At 60.4% G+C, this 16,726-nt stretch carries 18 protein-coding genes; 4 read left to right on the top strand and 14 right to left on the bottom strand.

Going from position 1 to position 16,726, the window contains the following annotated elements; all coding sequences use genetic code 11:
- Positions 1-98 precede the first annotated feature (98 nt).
- The gene (locus ACIGDJ_RS25140; RefSeq protein ID WP_397479388.1) at positions 99-881 is read right to left on the bottom strand and encodes a class I SAM-dependent methyltransferase; all 783 of its coding nucleotides are present in this window, start codon (positions 879-881) and stop codon (positions 99-101) included.
- A gap of 92 nt (positions 882-973) precedes the next feature.
- Between ACIGDJ_RS25140 and ACIGDJ_RS25135 the strand changes: the two genes are divergently transcribed.
- Entirely contained in the window at positions 974-1,594 is a 621-nt protein-coding gene (locus tag ACIGDJ_RS25135; RefSeq protein WP_101157816.1) for an energy transducer TonB, read from the top strand.
- A 3-nt stretch (positions 1,595-1,597) separates the two neighbouring features.
- Here the strand turns inward: ACIGDJ_RS25135 and ACIGDJ_RS25130 are convergent, their stop codons facing one another.
- The 7 genes from ACIGDJ_RS25130 to ppc all read right to left on the bottom strand — a co-directional run bounded on the left by ACIGDJ_RS25130 (position 1,598) and on the right by ppc (position 8,902).
- Complete coding sequence (locus tag ACIGDJ_RS25130; protein WP_101157814.1) at positions 1,598-2,290, bottom strand: extensin family protein; 693 nt, start codon at positions 2,288-2,290, stop codon at positions 1,598-1,600.
- Between the two features lie 2 nt (positions 2,291-2,292).
- Positions 2,293-3,129, bottom strand: coding sequence for an oxaloacetate decarboxylase (locus tag ACIGDJ_RS25125; protein WP_397479387.1), 837 nt, complete (start codon positions 3,127-3,129; stop codon positions 2,293-2,295).
- 30 nt (positions 3,130-3,159) lie between these two features.
- Positions 3,160-4,020 (bottom strand): DUF72 domain-containing protein, encoded by an 861-nt coding sequence (locus tag ACIGDJ_RS25120; RefSeq protein ID WP_397479386.1) that lies wholly within the window; start codon positions 4,018-4,020, stop codon positions 3,160-3,162.
- Positions 4,020-4,328, bottom strand: a complete 309-nt coding sequence (locus ACIGDJ_RS25115) for a hypothetical protein (protein WP_101157809.1) — start codon at positions 4,326-4,328, stop codon at positions 4,020-4,022. The genes ACIGDJ_RS25120 and ACIGDJ_RS25115 overlap by 1 nt, the downstream gene beginning before the upstream one ends.
- Before the next feature lie 223 nt (positions 4,329-4,551).
- Positions 4,552-5,226 carry a tRNA (adenosine(37)-N6)-threonylcarbamoyltransferase complex dimerization subunit type 1 TsaB gene (tsaB, locus tag ACIGDJ_RS25110; RefSeq protein ID WP_397479385.1) on the bottom strand — a complete coding sequence of 225 codons (675 nt, stop codon included), beginning with the start codon at positions 5,224-5,226 and terminating at the stop codon, positions 4,552-4,554.
- Positions 5,227-5,320: 94 nt separating this feature from the next.
- A complete protein-coding gene (gene adk / locus ACIGDJ_RS25105) occupies positions 5,321-5,971 on the bottom strand; it encodes an adenylate kinase (RefSeq protein WP_039762420.1) in 651 nt (216 codons plus the stop codon).
- A 300-nt stretch (positions 5,972-6,271) separates the two neighbouring features.
- A complete protein-coding gene (gene ppc / locus ACIGDJ_RS25100; protein WP_397479384.1) occupies positions 6,272-8,902 on the bottom strand; it encodes a phosphoenolpyruvate carboxylase in 2,631 nt (876 codons plus the stop codon).
- Between the two features lie 212 nt (positions 8,903-9,114).
- Between ppc and ACIGDJ_RS25095 the strand changes: the two genes are divergently transcribed.
- From ACIGDJ_RS25095 to ACIGDJ_RS25085, 3 genes are all read left to right on the top strand, one after another.
- Positions 9,115-9,459, top strand: a complete 345-nt coding sequence (locus tag ACIGDJ_RS25095) for a pilin assembly protein (protein ID WP_065615306.1) — start codon at positions 9,115-9,117, stop codon at positions 9,457-9,459.
- Positions 9,460-9,815: 356 nt separating this feature from the next.
- A complete protein-coding gene (locus ACIGDJ_RS25090) occupies positions 9,816-10,220 on the top strand; it encodes a DUF4398 domain-containing protein (protein ID WP_024011747.1) in 405 nt (134 codons plus the stop codon).
- 55 nt (positions 10,221-10,275) lie between these two features.
- Complete coding sequence (locus ACIGDJ_RS25085) at positions 10,276-11,064, top strand: OmpA family protein (RefSeq protein ID WP_024011746.1); 789 nt, start codon at positions 10,276-10,278, stop codon at positions 11,062-11,064.
- Between the two features lie 138 nt (positions 11,065-11,202).
- Here the strand turns inward: ACIGDJ_RS25085 and ACIGDJ_RS25080 are convergent, their stop codons facing one another.
- The 6 genes from ACIGDJ_RS25080 to ACIGDJ_RS25055 form a co-directional block, all read right to left on the bottom strand.
- Positions 11,203-11,532 carry a hypothetical protein gene (locus ACIGDJ_RS25080; protein WP_101157801.1) on the bottom strand — a complete coding sequence of 110 codons (330 nt, stop codon included), beginning with the start codon at positions 11,530-11,532 and terminating at the stop codon, positions 11,203-11,205.
- A complete protein-coding gene (locus ACIGDJ_RS25075) occupies positions 11,529-12,434 on the bottom strand; it encodes an alpha/beta hydrolase (protein WP_101157799.1) in 906 nt (301 codons plus the stop codon). The genes ACIGDJ_RS25080 and ACIGDJ_RS25075 overlap by 4 nt, the downstream gene beginning before the upstream one ends.
- Positions 12,435-12,587: 153 nt before the next feature.
- Positions 12,588-13,838: a flavohemoglobin expression-modulating QEGLA motif protein gene (locus ACIGDJ_RS25070; protein WP_397479394.1), complete on the bottom strand. Its 1,251-nt coding sequence runs from the start codon at positions 13,836-13,838 to the stop codon at positions 12,588-12,590.
- A 195-nt stretch (positions 13,839-14,033) separates the two neighbouring features.
- The gene (locus tag ACIGDJ_RS25065; protein ID WP_056783159.1) at positions 14,034-14,747 is read right to left on the bottom strand and encodes a TetR/AcrR family transcriptional regulator; all 714 of its coding nucleotides are present in this window, start codon (positions 14,745-14,747) and stop codon (positions 14,034-14,036) included.
- Positions 14,748-14,852: 105 nt separating this feature from the next.
- Complete coding sequence (gene lysS, locus ACIGDJ_RS25060; RefSeq protein ID WP_101157795.1) at positions 14,853-16,355, bottom strand: lysine--tRNA ligase; 1,503 nt, start codon at positions 16,353-16,355, stop codon at positions 14,853-14,855.
- A 79-nt stretch (positions 16,356-16,434) separates the two neighbouring features.
- Positions 16,435-16,726: peptide chain release factor-like protein (locus tag ACIGDJ_RS25055; protein WP_397504641.1), on the bottom strand; the 292-nt coding region annotated here is incomplete at its 5' end.

Here is a 16,726-nt window from a genome sequence, read left to right as displayed (position 1 = left end):
GCTTGAAATGCATTCCATTGTGAGAGCGGGCTTGCTCCCACGTTTGAAATGCATTCCATTGTGAGAGCGGGCTTGCTCGCGAAGGGCGCGACTCGCTCTCAGGGTTTGAGGGCTTTCTTCGGATAAATGTCATACCGGCTCGATTTGCCATCCAGCGCATGGCTCGGCTTCGGCCCGTCGATGCACGGTGCCTTGCGCGGACGCTTGACCACCACCCGGTGCGTGGCCAGGGCCAGCGCGGCTTCAAGCAAGGCCGGAGCGTCCGGATCATCGCCTACCAGCGGGCGGAACAGGCGCATTTCCTTTTTCACCAACGCGGTTTTCTCACGATGCGGGAACATCGGGTCGAGATAGATCACCTGCGGCGGCTCCCCTTCCCAGTCACGCATGACCTCAATGGAATTGCCCTTGAGCAATTTCATCCGCGCCACGATCGGCGCCACGTCGAAATCTTCCGCCGCCCGCGCCAGACCGTCCTCAAGTAATGCGCCGATCAACGGCTGGCGCTCGATCAGGCTCATTTCACAGCCGAGGCTGGCGAGGACGAACGCATCCTTGCCCAGCCCGGCGGTGGCATCCAGCACGCGCGGGCGCACACCTTGGGCGATGCCGACGGCCTTGGCGATCATCTGGCCGCTGCCGCCGCCATACAGACGACGATGCGCCGCGCCGCCCTCGACAAAGTCGACCCGCACCGGCCCCGGGGCATCCGGGCCGAGCTGCTGCAATTGCAAACCCTGCTCGCCAACCTGCAAGGCGAACTCGCCGTCCGCCTCGCCCAGCGGCAGGCCGAGACGTTCGGCCCATTGCTCGGCTTGCGCTTGAAACGTCGGGGCGAGGGCCTGGACATGGATGCGGCAGGCCGCAGGTGACTCGATCATGAAAAAACGCTCAAAAAAGTTAAGGATCGACAAAAACCGCCGATAAACCATTCAACGCGCATTTTGCCAGAGCTGAGCGTCAACCGAAAAAAATGTCAGGCATTCTTCCCACATCGATTGGCTACGTTTCGCCTCATGGCGACTTCAGCCGTCATAACACTCAAGCACTGAGCGGCGTCAGTCACCTGTGGCAGGATTTCTTTGCCCAGGCACTGGCCGAACAGACGAGTGACGTGGTGCCGGCCTGTGGCACATTTCCACCGGTTGACCTGAACAGCCCGCAAGAACCGACCGTTGGCAGCGAGCTGCACGCGCACATTGTCAGCCAGCGCGAGTGCGACGTGGTCGAAACCGAAGTTCGCCCGCCAGAGCCGCTGTTCCTGCCAATCGCCGAGTTCGAAATGGAACTGCTGGACAAGCCGTTCCCACCATTCCCGCCAGAAGAACTCAAAGCCCAGCAAGAGCAACAGGATTTCGACAGCAGCTGGGTGCGCCCGATTGTGATCAACAATGGCCAGCCACTGCCGGAGCCGGGCCCTGCTCCGCAGAAACGTGCGCTGTACCTGCCGATCGCCGAGTTCGATCTGGACTTGCTGCAGAAGCCTTACCCGCCGTTCCCGCCGGAAGAAATCGTCGAGCAACAGAAGGCTCTGGACTTCGATAACGGCTGGGCTCGCCCAATCGTTCTGCAGAACCTGCGCCTCGCCGCCTGATTCTCAGCGACACACGCTCCAGCGCCCGACATCGACATGAAAGTGATTGCGATGAGCGGCGTTGTAGTCCGGACTCAACACCACACTGAATGACTCGCAGGCGCCATCGCGTACCTGGCGCAAAAATTCTGCGTCTCGATTTTGCCTGGGCCAGTCCTTGAGCACGCTGATCACACGTCCGTCAGCCAGGCGGAAACCAGCAATATCGAGCGCGTCGGCACTGGCGTGTCGACTGAGGGCACCGTTCTCTCGGTTGTAGACATTGCGGCAGGCGAAGCTGCCAAGGTGATCGACCCGCGCGATCTTCTGGCCGTAGACCGATTGCGCGGCCGGTTGCAGGGTGTGGTGTTCGAACATCGCGTAGGCCACCGCCAGCGGGCAACTGGCGATGAAACTGCTGCTCAGCGCCACCTCACCGCCTTGCACACGCAGAGCGTCGATCAGCGGACACTTGGCGCCGGGGCTGTCAGCCTGGCGGCTGACGCGTAAATCCGAACTGCTCAGCGCCTGTTTGCACAGCTCGGGGTCGCTGCGCAGGCGCATGAATTTGTAACCGGTCAGCCAGTTGGGCGCGGTTTTCACGTCAAGGGGTGCCCATGGGTTCCATTGCGGCGGCACGTCCAGCCAGCCGCGCCAGACGCTCAACGCCGCACCCGCCAGCGCCAGCACCACCAACCAGAACAGCCAACGCCCCATGCTCAGTCCTTGAAAAATTGATTGGCCCTGGCGTACGGCATCGACTGCGACGTAAAGCCAAACGTGCCGGACTGCTGGATTTCTTCTGCTGCGCGAAAGAACTCGCCGAACGCCGCCAGCGCCAACGCTGACCCGGTGCTGATGCGGCGTACACCCATTTCTTCAAGCTGCTGCACGGTCAATTTCAGACCGCCGGACATCAATACGTTGACCGGTTTCGGCGCCACGGCCTGCACCACTGCGCGCACTTCTTCGACGGTGCGCAAACCCGGTGCATAGAGCACGTCGGCACCCGCTTCGGCGAATGCCTGCAAGCGGCGAATGGTGTCATCGAGGTCGGGATTACCGTGCAGGTAGTTTTCCGCGCGAGCGGTGAGGATGAAGGGAAACGCTAGCGTGCGCACCGCCGCGACGGCGGCCTCGATCCGTGCCACGGCGTGTTCGAAGCAATAGATCGGTGCGTCCGGACGCCCCGTGGCGTCTTCGATCGAGCCGCCCACCGCGCCCGCCTCGGCTGCGCGTAGAAGACTCTGCGCCGATTCGAGCGGGTCATCGGCAAAGCCGTTTTCCAGATCCACCGCCACTGGCAGATCCGTCGCTGCAACGATCGCGCGGACATTGGCCAGAGTCTCGTCGAGACTCAACGCGCCATCAGCCTTGCCCTGGGAAAACGCGTAACCGGCGCTGGTGGTGGCCAAGGCCTGATAGCCCAGACTGGCGAGCATCTTCGCCGAGCCGGCATCCCATGGATTGGGAATCACGAAAGTCCCCTGGCGATCATGCAGGGCCTTGAAGGCTTGGGCTTTAAGGAGTTGCTGTTGAGTGACCTGGACGTTCATCGACCGGCTCCCGCGCAGAAAAAAACCGCCTCAGAGCAAGCCAAGCTGCTCGGCGGCGGGTTCTCTGTATAGCTCAGGCAGCGCGGGCAAGCCAGGCAAACGTTGCATCAGTTGAGCGTGAAAACGTTGCGCCAGTTTCGCTGCCAGCAAATTGTCGGCGGTGTGCAGAAAGACGTACGGGGTACGGCCCTCTTCAATCCATTCAGCAACTTTCGCCACCCACGGCACAAGAAATGGATCATTGGCCTCAAGCTCGGGATGGCCGATGAAGCGCACCTGCGGAAACTGGGTAAACGCCGCCGGACGCGTCGGCACTCGCGGTTTTTTCGATTGCGCGTGAATCACCGAGGACTCGGTCGACAGACAGCTGAATAGTGCACGCGGATCCAGACAGATGCGCTCGACACCGCGATCCAGCAGCAGACGATTGAGCAGGCGCTCGCTTTCGCCTTTGGCGAAGAATTGTTCATTGCGCACCTCCACCGCAAGTGGGCGATCCAGAGCGTCAATGAACGCCGCCAGTTCCGGAAGACGCTGCGGTGTGAAGCTTTTCGACAATTGCAGCCACAGCGGCGAAACGCGGTCGCCCAACGGCTTGAGTAATTGCAGGAAGGTTTCGGCAGCGGTCAGTTGCTCGCGCAGGTCGCCACTGTGACTGATGTCGCCGGGGAATTTGGCAGTGAAGCGAAAGTGCGCCGGCATGATCTCGGCCCAGCGCTGCACAGTGGCTGGCGACGGACTGGCGTAGAAGGTGGTATTGCCTTCGACCGCGTTGAATACCTGGCAGTAGAGAGCGAGAAAATCGGAGGTTTTTGCGTCTACCGGATACAGATACTCGCGCCAGGCATTCTCGCTCCAGGACGGGCAACCGAGGTAGTAAGGCAGATCCATCAGATATACAGATCGAGGCCCAGCACGTCCGCGTCCCAATCGACAAAACCGGCAGTGCTCAGGTAGCTGGCCAGCGCCATGGCTACGCTTTTCTTCATGGTGCGGTGGTAGATCATGTCTTGCTGACGGGCGGGCAGGTTGCTCAGGCGTTGCGCAGCGGCTTGCGCGGCACGCGCCGCCAGTTGCTCCTCGCTCGGAAATTCCAGCTCGCCATCGATAATCTCGACGGATTCATCCAGCGCCGCGTTGCCTTTGCGCGGCTTGCGCTTGATGGGGTAGGACTGAGTGGAAACGCCGTCTATACGCATAATGTCATGCTCGGTATCGATGATGGCAATTTAGCGGCACTTGACCGACTTAGCAAACTGCCGAGTGATAACTAGAACACAGAAAGCGCAAAAGGTTTTAAGCGAGGGGGGAGAAACTGACGATTGGCGAAGGGAAGATCAAAAGATCGCAGCCTTCGGCAGCTCCTACAGGGAAATGCATTCCAAATGTAGGAGCTGCCGAAGGCTGCGATCTTTCGAAGTGTCAGCGGGCTTTGGGGGTGGCGACCTTATCGCGCAGGTAAACCGGTTGTGCGTCGTCCGCCGGGATCGCTTCACCGCGCTCCCAGGCGAAACGTGCCAGGGTCAACAGGTCTTCGGCGTGGGGCAGCATGCCAGCGTCGGAGCCGCTCAGATTGACCGCGATGCGCTCACCATAACCCCAACCGGTACCGGCACCGAACCAGTCGCCACTGGCATCGACCGGCAGCGCAGCCACTTGCGGCGGCAGCACGGCTTCGGCACCAACCAGACGCATCTCCCCCGCCGTCTCGCGATAGCAACCCCAATACACTTCATCCATCCGCGCGTCGATGGCAGCCGCCACCTGACTTGCGCCATGCTCGCGAAAGGCACGCTGCGCCAGCACGGCAAGGTTGGATACCGGCAATACTGGACGATCCAGCGCAAACGCCAAACCCTGCACCACGCCGATGGCAATACGAACACCGGTAAACGCGCCAGGGCCACGACCAAAGGCAATCGCGTCAACCGCCTGCAGCGTGGTGCCCGCATCGGCGAGCAATTGCTGAATCATAGGCAGCAGCTTCTGCGCATGCAGGCGCGGGATCACCTCGTAATGGCTCGTCACCTTGCCGTCATGCAGCAAGGCAACGGAGCAAGCTTCAGTCGCGGTGTCCAGGGCCAGCAAGGTGCTCATCGATGTTTCCAAAACAGGGGTGGGAAAAAAGTGCGTCAGTATAAACAACTACGGCCCGCAAGCGGGCCGTGGATGATGCGCCGATTCAGACTTTTCAGCTCAGCGCGGCCAGCACCTTGGCGGTGATCGCATCAACCGAACCTACGCCTGGAATGTGGCTGTACTTTGGCTTGCCACCGTTTTTGGCGGAAAGGTTCTGATAGAACTCCACCAGCGGTTTGGTCTGCGAATGGTAGACCGACAGGCGATGACGCACGGTTTCTTCGGTGTCGTCCTTGCGCTGGACCAGCTCTTCGCCGGTGATGTCGTCCTTGCCTGCCAGTTTCGGCGGGTTGTAGACGATGTGGTACACGCGGCCGCTGGCTTCGTGAACACGGCGACCGGCGATGCGCTGAACGATCTCTTCATCTTCAACAGCGATTTCCACCACGGCGTCCAGTTCGACCCCGGCAGTGACCAGCGCTTCAGCCTGCGGAATGGTGCGCGGGAAGCCATCGAACAGGAAACCGTTGGCGCAATCAGGTTGAGCGATGCGGTCCTTGACCAGCGCGATGATCAGGTCATCCGACACCAGGCCGCCGGCATCCATGATGCTCTTGGCTTGTACGCCCAGTGGCGTGCCAGCCTTGACCGCAGCACGCAGCATGTCGCCGGTGGAGATTTGCGGAATGCCGAATTTCTCGGTGATGAACTTTGCCTGAGTACCTTTACCGGCCCCGGGAGCTCCCAGCAGAATGACGCGCATCGATGTGCTCCTCAATTTTTTATATAAAAGCTTTACAAAACAAAGGATTCGCTCGTAACCAACGGATCCTGAAAATACGGGTCGTGGCCGCACAAACGGCCAAAGGCTGATCAAGATACACAGCAGGCTGCGCCCACACAAGACGCCAAAAGTCGGAGAAACCGACGCCCGCCGCGACCTTGCGACGCGGTAACCCAAGTCGCAACCCCAACATTAACTGTCGCCTCGCGGCACTTTCCTGCAGCTGGAGTAGCGGCATCCGACCCTCATCGCGAATGCCGCCCGGCGTGGTCAGCAACCTTAGCCGGTGTTGCGCAATCCGGCGGCGATCCCCGCCACAGACACCAGCAGCGCCTGTTCCACCGGGCTGTCCTGCTCCGCATCCTGCCGCCGCGAACGCGCCAACAGTTCGGCCTGCAATAGATGCAGCGGGTCGAGATAGGTGTTGCGCAGGCGGATGAATTCGAGGGTGTCCGGGCTGTGCGCCAGCAGCTGCGACTGCCCGGTCAGACCGAGCACCACCGAGCACGCCTGCGACAATAGGTCGCGTAACTGCGCACCCAGCGGCAGCAGATCGGCTTCGACCAAACGTTCGTCATAAGACTGCGCAATATCCGCGTCGGCCTTGGCCAGAACCATCTCGAGCATATCGATGCGGGTGCGGAAAAACGGCCATTGCTCGCGCATCTGCCCGAGCAATTCACCCTCGCCGCGTTCCAGTGCCTTGCTCAGCGCGGTCTCCCAGCCCAGCCAGGCCGGCAGCATCAATCGGGTTTGGGTCCAGCCGAAGATCCACGGGATCGCCCGCAAGCTTTCGATACCGCCGGCGCGACGCTTGGCCGGACGACTGCCGAGCGGCAAGCGACCCAACTCCTGCTCCGGCGTGGACTGGCGGAAGTATTCGACGAATTGCGGATTTTCCCGCACGACCTGACGGTAAGCGCTGACACCGTCCGCCGCCAATTCGTCCATCAGATGCCGCCATTCAGCGGTCGGCGGTGGCGGTGGCAGCAAGGTCGCTTCGAGCACGGCGGCCAGGTACAGATTGAGGTTTTGCTCGGCGATGTCCGGCAGGCCGAATTTGAAACGAATCATTTCGCCCTGTTCGGTAGTACGGAAACGCCCGGCCACCGAACCCGGTGGTTGCGACAGAATCGCCGCGTGCGCCGGACCGCCGCCACGGCCAACGGTGCCGCCACGACCGTGGAACAGCAGCAGTTCGACTTGCTGTTCGCGGCAGATTTCAACTAATCGTTCCTGCGCGCGGTATTGCGCCCACGCCGCAGCAGTGGTGCCGGCGTCCTTGGCCGAGTCGGAATAACCGATCATCACTTCCTGCGGGCCGTGCAGGCGCGCGCGATAGCCTGGCAACAGCAGCAGACGCTCCATCACCGGCCCGGCGTTGTCGAGGTCGGCGAGGGTTTCGAACAGCGGCACCACGCGCATCGGCCGCAGCACGCCGGATTCCTTGAGCAGCAGTTGCACCGCGAGCACGTCGGAAGCCGCGCCGGCCATGGAGATCACGTAGGAGCCCAGCGAAGCGGCGGGCGCGGCGGCGATTTCCTTGCAGGTGTTGAGCACTTCGGCGGTGTCGGCCGATGGTTTGAAATGCGCGGGCAGCAACGGTCGACGGTTGCTCAGCTCCTCGGTGAGGAAGTTGATGCGCTGTTCTTCGTCCCAGTCCTCATAGCGGCCGAGGCCGAGGTAATCGGTGATTTCCGTCATTGCCGAGCTGTGCCGCGTCGAGTCCTGACGCACATCGAGGCGCACCAGGAACAGGCCGAACGTCACCGCGCGGCGCAGGCAATCGAGCAACGGCCCGTCGGCGATCACACCCATGCCGCGCTCGTGCAGCGAGTCAAAGCACAGCTGCAGAGGCTCCAGCAGGTCGCGATTATCGTGCAGTACATCGGCGGTTGCCGGGGTCGGCGCGGTCAATGCAGCGTGCGCCCAATTACGCGTCGCACGCAGACGTTCGCGCAATTGTTTGAGCACCGCGCGATAGGGTTCGGCACTGTCGCCGGCCTTGGCCTTCAGCGCGTCGCTGGCCTGCTGCATCGACAGTTCGCCAGCGAGATGATCGACATCGCGCAGATACAAGTCAGCGGCCATCCAGCGCGCCAGCAGCAAGACTTCGCGGGTCACTGCTGCGGTGACATTGGGGTTGCCGTCACGGTCGCCGCCCATCCACGAGGCGAAGCGAATCGGCGCGGCTTCCAGCGGCAAGCGCAGGCCCGTCGCGGCGAACAGCGCCTGATCGGCCTTGCGCATGTGATTGGGGATCGCCTGCCACAACGAATGCTCGATCACCGCAAAGCCCCATTTGGCTTCATCGACCGGCGTCGGGCGGGTTCGGCGGATTTCTTCGGTGTGCCAGGCTTCGGCGATGAGCCGCTGCAGTTTGGTCTGGATCTGCTCGCGCTCGGCGCTGGTGAGGTCGCGATGGTCCTGCGCAGCGAGTTGCGCAGCAATCGCGTCGTACTTCTGGATCAACGTGCGCCGGGCCACTTCGGTCGGGTGAGCGGTCAGCACCAATTCGATTTCCAGCCGTGCCAGTTGCCGGGCCAGGGATTCGCCGCTGTGACCTTCGTTGCGCAGGCGCGCGAGCAGTTCCGGCAATACCCGCGACTCGAACGGCGCCGGTTGCGACTCCTCGCGGCGATGGATCAACTGATATTGCTCGGCAATATTGGCCAGGTTGAGAAACTGGTTGAACGCCCGCGCGACCGGGAGCAATTCGTCTTCGCTCAATTGATTGAGGCTGGCGCTCAGTTCGGCATCCATCGAGCCGCGCCGGTCGGCCTTGGCGCCCTTGCGGATCTGCTCGATCTTGGCGAGGAATTGCTCGCCGTACTGGTCTCGAATGGTGTTGCCCAACAGCTCTCCGAGCAGGTGAACATCTTCGCGCAAGCGTGCATCAATATCGGTCATCAGCAGTTCTCCAGCGGTAATCGGGGACAGCGCAGAAACGAATGCTTTGCCAGAGAGTGCCGCTCTGCGCCGCTTCTTACAAGCAGGCGACGAACCGACTTAAACCTTGCACGCCAAAGCCAGTCTCAACATTAAGCCGTACGACGGCCCGCCGCCGGCGCTGCCGGACACTCACCCAAGCCTGCTCTGCGCAGGCGCGAAATGAGGTCATCATGAAAATTCGTGAACTCGCCCAGCATTGGGAAGAAAACGCCAAAGGTCGCCTGACCGACACCGGCTACACGATTCATCTGGATGTGGAATCCGCCGCGCGCCTGGCAGCAATAGCCGAGATGTATCCCAAACGTCATCCCGAGGAGCTGCTCGGCGAGCTGATCGGTGCCGCGCTTGAGGAATTCGAAGCAAGCCTGCCGTATGTGAAGGGCTCGACGGTGGTGGCGACGGATGAGGAAGGTGATCCGTTGTATGAGGATGTCGGTCCGACCCCGCGTTTTCTGGCGTTGTCGCGGCGGCATTTGCATGATCTGTCCTCGACTGAGAACAAGCAGAAGCACTGACCTGGAACACCTCAACCTGTGGGAGCGAGCTTGCTCGCGAATGCGGTTTGTAAGCCAACATCTGCAGTGCCTGATAAACCGTATTCGCGAGCAGGCTCGCTCCCACATTTGATCTTTTTACGCTTGTTTAACACCCCGCGCGTACCGCTTCAAACCGCCAAAGTTCCCGTCCCAGAGCCTTGTCCAAACGGTCAATTTAATTTTTGGCGATAGGCCATCTTTTCTGAACTTTTCAAAAATGCCGCCGGTCGGAACAGGTAACCACGCCTGGAACGAGCGTTTCAATTCGCGTCAACAAGCGATGCTTTCGGCTCCTCTGCCAGGATGGATTCAGTTGTATTTTCAGGAGATGCCTAATGGAGTTGAAGACCATGAAAACCCAAACCTCGTTTTCCCACCTGCGCGGTCTGAAACTGGCCGCTCTGGCCATCGGCACCAGCTTCGTGCTCGCCGGTTGCGCGGGTAACCCACCGACCGAGCAGTACGCCGTGACCCAGTCGGCCGTCAACAGCGCCGTCAGCGCTGGCGGTACCGAGTTCGCTGCAGTGGAAATGAAGCAGGCTCAGGACAAACTGAAACAAGCTGAAATCGCCATGCATGACAAGAAGTATGACGAGGCTCGTCGCCTGTCCGAACAGGCTGAATGGGACGCTCGCGTCGCCGAACGCAAGGCTCAGGCCGCCAAGGCCGAACAGGCTGTGAAGGATTCCCAGAAAGGTGTTCAGGAACTGCGTCAGGAAAGCCAGCGCACTGTGCAGTAAGCGCGCATCCCGATCGCAAAGCTGAAACTCTTATCGATAGAAAGGACGACAAATTATGCGTAAGCAACTGATGATTCCCGCTCTTCTGGCCGCAAGCGTTGCACTGGCTGCCTGCTCCACCCCGCCTAACCCGAACCTGGAACAGGCGCGCACCAACTACGCCGGCCTGCAGGCCAACCCACAGGCGAGCAAAGTCGCGGCACTGGAAACCAAAGACGCCAGCGATTATCTGGACAAGGCCGACAAGGCTTATCTGGACAAGGAAGACGCGGCCAAGGTTGACCAACTGGCTTATCTGACCAACCAGCGCGTGGAAGTGGCCAAGCAGACCATCGCCCTGCGCACCGCTGAAAACAACCTGAAGAACGCCGCTGCCCAACGCGCCCAGGCCCGTCTGGATGCCCGTGACCAGCAGATCAAACAACTGCAGGACAGCCTCAACGCCAAGCAGACCGATCGCGGTACGCTGGTGACGTTCGGTGACGTGCTGTTCGCCACCAACAAGGCTGATCTGAAATCCAGCGGTCTGGTGAACATCAACAAACTGGCGCAATTCCTTCAGGAAAACCCGGATCGCAAAGTGATCGTCGAGGGTTACACCGACAGCACCGGCACCGCGAGCTACAACCAGTCGCTGTCCGAGCGTCGCGCGACTTCCGTGCAGATGGCCCTGATCAAAATGGGCGTCGATCCTTCGCGCATCGTCGCTCAGGGTTATGGCAAGGAATACCCGGTAGCGGATAACGGCAGCGTCTCGGGCCGTGCGATGAACCGTCGTGTGGAAGTGACCATTTCCAACGACAACCAACCGGTTGCACCGCGTTCTTCGGTGAGCTCGAACTAAGCTTTACGTCGTAACGCAAAAACCCCCGCCTCAGTGATCAGGCGGGGGTTTTTGAAGATTAAAAGATCGCAGCCTTCGGCAGCTTCTACATGGGAATCCATCTCCTGTAGGCGCTGCCGAAGGCTGCGATCTTTGCTTTTAAGGCTGTAGTTTTTGTGGGGTCTCTTCACCCATGCAACGCACCGCTTTCTTCTGCGCATTGACCAACACCCCGGTCAGGCCTTTCTGCTCGGTATCAAACAGCACCAGCACGCCATCAATGCACTGCGCCACTTGTGGCGCGGGGGTCACAGAAACTTTGTAGTCTTCGCCCGGCACGGTCTTGAGCATGGTGAATTCGCTGAGCAGCAACGCATCCTCCGGCTTGGCAAAATGCAGGTAGCCGTAGTACCACAGCGCCCCGACGGTGCCGAGGATGCTGCAGATACCGGTGATGATCAGCGGGATGGCATTACGTTCTTCAGTCATTGCGGGGTCTCATCTTCGGAATTCGGGGGCGGCGGATAGTTGGGGATTTCGCCGAGGCGGCGCAGGCCGTCGAAGTGTTCGGGATCGTCGAGATAGCGCAGCATGACCTGGCGCCACACCGGGTCGCCAAAGGTTTGCACATGACCGCCACGGGTCAGCTGCAACACGCGCGGCGGGGGCGCTGCCTGATACAGGCGAATGCCGTTGGCCATCGGCACCAGCGGATCGTCGATGCTGTGGAAGATCAGCTTGGGCACGCCCGTCAGCTGCGCCATCGAGTTGATTGCGCTGTCGCCGTCGGGCACCAGCCACGACAGCGGCACCTGCAACGGCCAGGTCAGCCAGGAAGTGCTGAGGGCAAACTGGCCGACGCTGCGATAACTGGCCGGCACGCCATCCAGCACCAGCGCCTTGAGCTGTTTTTGACGCTCAGGATGTTGCACCAGCCAATGCACAGCCATGGCGCCACCGAGGCTCTGCCCGAGCAGCACCAGCGGTTTGCCCTTGACCTCGGGCGCGTTGTCGAGCCAGGCGAACGCCGCGTCGATGTCCTGATAAATCGCCGGCAGGCTCGGTTTGCCCTCGGACAAACCGTAGCCACGATAGTCGACCAGCAGCACCTGATAGCCATGCTTCGGCAACCACCAACTGCCGCCCAGGTGCATCGGCAGATTGCCGCCGTTGCCGTGCAAATGCAGGACCGTGCCTTTGACCTCGACGCCGGATTTGGCCGGCAGCCACCAGGCGTTGAGCTTCAAGCCATCAGCGGTGACCAGAGTGACGGTGCGGTATTCGAGTTTGGCTTTGTCCGGGGTGAAGACCTGACCCGGCTCCGGGTAGAACAGCAGCGAACTGCAACCGCCGAGGGTCAAGAGCAGGCAAAGAATGCCGAGGATTCTCATCCGGTGAAACCTCGCAGAGAAAAGAGCTGAACACAAATCAAACCGGTGGGAGCGGGCTTGCTCGCGAAGGCGGTGTGTCAGTCGACACCTTTTTTGAATATCAGACCGCTTTCGCGAGCAAGCCCGCTCCCACAGGGGATAGACGGGTTGGGGTTAGAGGATATTGGAATAGTCCGCCTCAATCCGGTCCAGGCTCAAATGGTTGAGGAAGTTGGAGAAACACATCCACGCCGACAACGCATTCATGTCACGGAACTGATCCGGCAGATATTTGGGTGGCACCACCAGCCCTTCATCCACCAGCTGACGCAAAGTCCGCATGTCTTCCAGCGTGGTCTTGCCACAGAACAACAGCGGAATCTGCTCAAGCTTGCCCTTGCGCACGGCCAACTGAATGTAGTTGTAAACCATGATGAAGCCCTTGAGGTAGGACAAGTCTTTGGTGAATGGCAGACCGGTCGGTGTCGAGCCACGGAAGACCCGGCTGGCGTTACCGTAGCTTTCGGCCATTTCGAAACCCTGCTCGCGGAAGAATTCGTAGATCTGCAAGAAGTCCGCGCCCTCCTCGACCATATGAATCGCACGGGTGCGGTTGGTCAGTTTGCGCAAGCGACTCGGGTAGGAGGCGAAAGTAATGATCTCCATCAGGATCGCCAGCCCTTCCTGGGTCACCGTCGACGAGGGCGGGCCTTTCGACAGGAAGGTACAGATCGGCTGGTTCAAACCGTTGAGCGTGGTGCCGACATGCACCAGGCCTTCGTGAACTTCCAGCGCACGCACGTCGCGGTCGTTGAACAGCGCGTCGGTGCGGATCTTGATGTAGTCGGCGCCCGCTGCGGCGTCGGCAACAATGCCATCGGACTCGAACACGCGAATGGTTTCTTCGGCCTCGCCAAACACCTTGTTCAAGCGGGTTTGCAGCAGGTGCACCGCGTCCTTGGCGGTAAGGATTTTCGGTTCGTCCTTGAGGTCGCCGCGCCCGTCGATGTTATTCAGGTAGTCGGACATCATCAGGCCGAGGTCGGCCAACGTCGGGTCGCCGGCGTGGAAGGCATCGGACGCTGCGCCGTAAAGCTCCTGCGAAATCAGGCCGAAGTCCTCGGTGCCGCGCGCCTCCAGCATGCGCACCACCATGCGGTATTCCTTGCACATGCGGCGCATGATCTGCCCGACCGGATTGAACTGGCCGAGCTGGCGGGTGATGTCGCGTTCGATGTTCTGGAATTCCAGTTTGACCTGGCTTGAATCAAACGACAGCGGGCGGTTGAGGTAGTAGTCGCGATCCACCGACGGCATTTCCTTGCCTTTGGCCTTGAGGAAGCCCTTGCGCACGTTGTCGTCCCACTTGACCGCATCGAGCACGCGGATCGGCGTCTGCGCCAGCACAATGCGATCGGACAACATGCGTATCGTCTGCTGGTAATCGTCCACCCGAAACTCCTGTAGAAAACGTGACGCTTTGAATGACTGGGCGCGGCCCCCCTGTAGGAGCTGCCGAAGGCTGCGATCTTTTGACCCTGGTCTTCTAAAAGCAGATCAAAAGATCGCAGCCTTCGGCAGCTCCCACAGGGGGATCGGCGTCAGACGGACGGCATTGTGTTACACCGACGCCAATACAAGGTGCATATAGCGCGTCAGGATCCCGAGCATGTCCTCTTCAGCCAAGGGCTCGGCGTCATTGAGCAGGCCCTGATATTCCATCCGTCCGATAATCGCCGTCAACACCTTGGCATCCTGCTGCGGTTCACGCGAGCCCAGCACCTGGAACAACTGGCAGGTGCCCTGCAACAGAATCTGCTGATGCGAGCGCACCAGAATGGCCAGACGCGGGTTGAGCAGCGCTTCCTGGCGGAACGCCTGTTCGGCCATCAGATGCTCACGGCGATTGATCAGTTGCCGATGCACGTAATCGGCCATCAACCGCGCAATGTCGTCGGCCAGTTGCGACCGCGACTCCGGACTACCGTCGGCACTGACCACCATTTCGCGCAGCAGGCCTTCGTTGTTGATCCACAACTTGGCCATGTACGCCGCGCTGCGTTCCACGTACTGGGCGAAGGTATCGGTGAGCAGGTCATCGATATCCTTGAAGTAATACGTGGTCGCCGACAACGGCACACCGGCCTCGGCCGCCACCGCACGATGGCGCACGGCACGCACGCCGTCGCGCACGACAATGCGCATCGCCGCGTCGAGAATGTCCTGGCGACGCTGCTCACTGCCCTGTCGGCTGGCCTTGCGGCCCTGGTACTGAACACTTTCAGCGACCGCAGTGGCGATACCCGCTGCGCCTTCTTGAGCTATTGCACCCATCACGACAGCACTTCCTCTACTAATTCCAAAGTAACCAACTGATACATTTGTACCAGACAGGCAATAAAAAGCCGCCTGTTTTAGGCGGCTTTTTAACTGAAACGTTTACGCTTGCGGTCGCATGTGCGGGAACAGGATCACATCGCGGATCGATGGCGAGTTGGTCAGCAACATCACCAGACGATCAATGCCGATGCCTTCACCGGCCGTTGGCGGCATGCCGTACTCCAGCGCCCGAACGAAGTCGGCGTCATAGTGCATGGCTTCGTCGTCACCGGCGTCCTTGTCGGCCACCTGCGCCATGAAGCGTTCGGCCTGGTCTTCCGCGTCGTTCAACTCGGAATAGGCGTTGGCGATTTCACGACCACCGATGAACAGCTCGAAACGGTCGGTGACGTTCGGGTTCTCATCGTTGCGACGGGCCAGCGGCGACACTTCGAACGGGTACTGCGTGATGAAGTGCGGCTGCTCCAGCTTGTGCTCGACCAGCTCTTCGAAAATCATCACTTGCAGCTTGCCCAGACCTTCGAAGCCGAGCACCTTGGCGCCGGCCTTCTTGGCGATGGCGCGAGCCTTGTCGATGTCGTTCAGATCATCGGCGGTCAGCTCAGGGTTGTACTTGAGAATCGAGTCGAACACCGACAGACGCACGAACGGCTCACCGAAGTGGAACACCTTGTCGCCATACGGGACGTCGGTGCTGCCCAGAACCAGCTGCGCCAGTTCGCGGAACAGTTCTTCGGTGAGGTCCATGTTGTCTTCGTAATCGGCGTACGCCTGATAGAACTCCAACATGGTGAATTCAGGGTTGTGGCGGGTCGAAACGCCTTCGTTACGGAAGTTGCGGTTGATCTCGAAGACCTTCTCGAAACCGCCAACCACCAGACGCTTCAGATAAAGCTCAGGGGCAATACGCAGGAACATTGGCAGGTCCAGCGCATTGTGGTGGGTTTCGAACGGCTTGGCCGCAGCGCCGCCGGGAATGGTCTGCAGCATCGGCGTTTCGACTTCGAGGAAGTCGCGCTTCATCAGGAAGCTGCGGATGTGCGCGATCACTTGCGAACGTACGCGGAACGTCTGGCGCACGTCTTCGTTGACGATCAGGTCAACGTAACGCTGACGATAGCGCTGCTCGGTGTCGGTCAGGCCGTGGTGCTTGTCCGGCAGCGGGCGCAGCGACTTGGTCAGCAGACGGACGTTGGTCATTTCTACGTAGAGGTCACCCTTGCCGGAACGCGCCAGGGTGCCTTCGGCAGCAATGATGTCGCCCATGTCCCAGGTTTTCACCGCAGCCAGGGTTTCTTCAGGCAAGGTCTTGCGATTGACGTAGACCTGAATGCGCCCGGTCATGTCCTGGATCACCATGAACGAGCCACGGTTGAGCATGATGCGACCGGCGACCTTGACCGGGATTGCAGCCTCTGCCAGCTCTTCCTTGGTCTTGTCCGCGTACTGTTTCTGCAAGGCATCGCAGTAGTTTTCGCGGCGGAAGTCGTTGGGGAAGGCATTGCCCTTGGCGCGCTCGGCAGCAAGCTTTTCCTTGCGCAGGGCGATCAGGGAGTTTTCTTCCTGTTGCAGGGCTTGCGGGTCGAGTTGTAGGTCGCTCATGTCTTTAAGTATTCCATCAGGTTCGTTGCCCCCAGCCTTCGGCTGGGGATCGCGGGCGAGCCCGCTCCCACAGAGGGTGTTACAGGCCGGATTTCAGGCTGGCTTCCAGGTATTCGTCGATGTCGCCGTCGAGCACCTTGTCGCAATCGCTGCGTTCGATATTGGTGCGCAGATCCTTGATCCGCGACGCATCGAGCACGTAAGAGCGGATCTGGTGACCCCAGCCGATGTCCGACTTGGTGTCTTCCAGCGCTTGCGAGGCGGCGTTGCGCTTCTGCATTTCCTGCTCGTACAACTTGGCCCGCAGCATTTTCATGGCGGTGTCCTTGTTGGCGTGCTGGGAACGTTCGTTCTGGCAGCTGACCACGGTG

This window comes from Pseudomonas sp. NPDC079367 (assembly GCF_044542195.1).
Lineage (GTDB): Bacteria > Pseudomonadota > Gammaproteobacteria > Pseudomonadales > Pseudomonadaceae > Aquipseudomonas.
The sequence above is the reverse complement of the archived record's forward strand: the minus strand, read 5'-3'. Positions and strand labels throughout refer to the sequence as shown.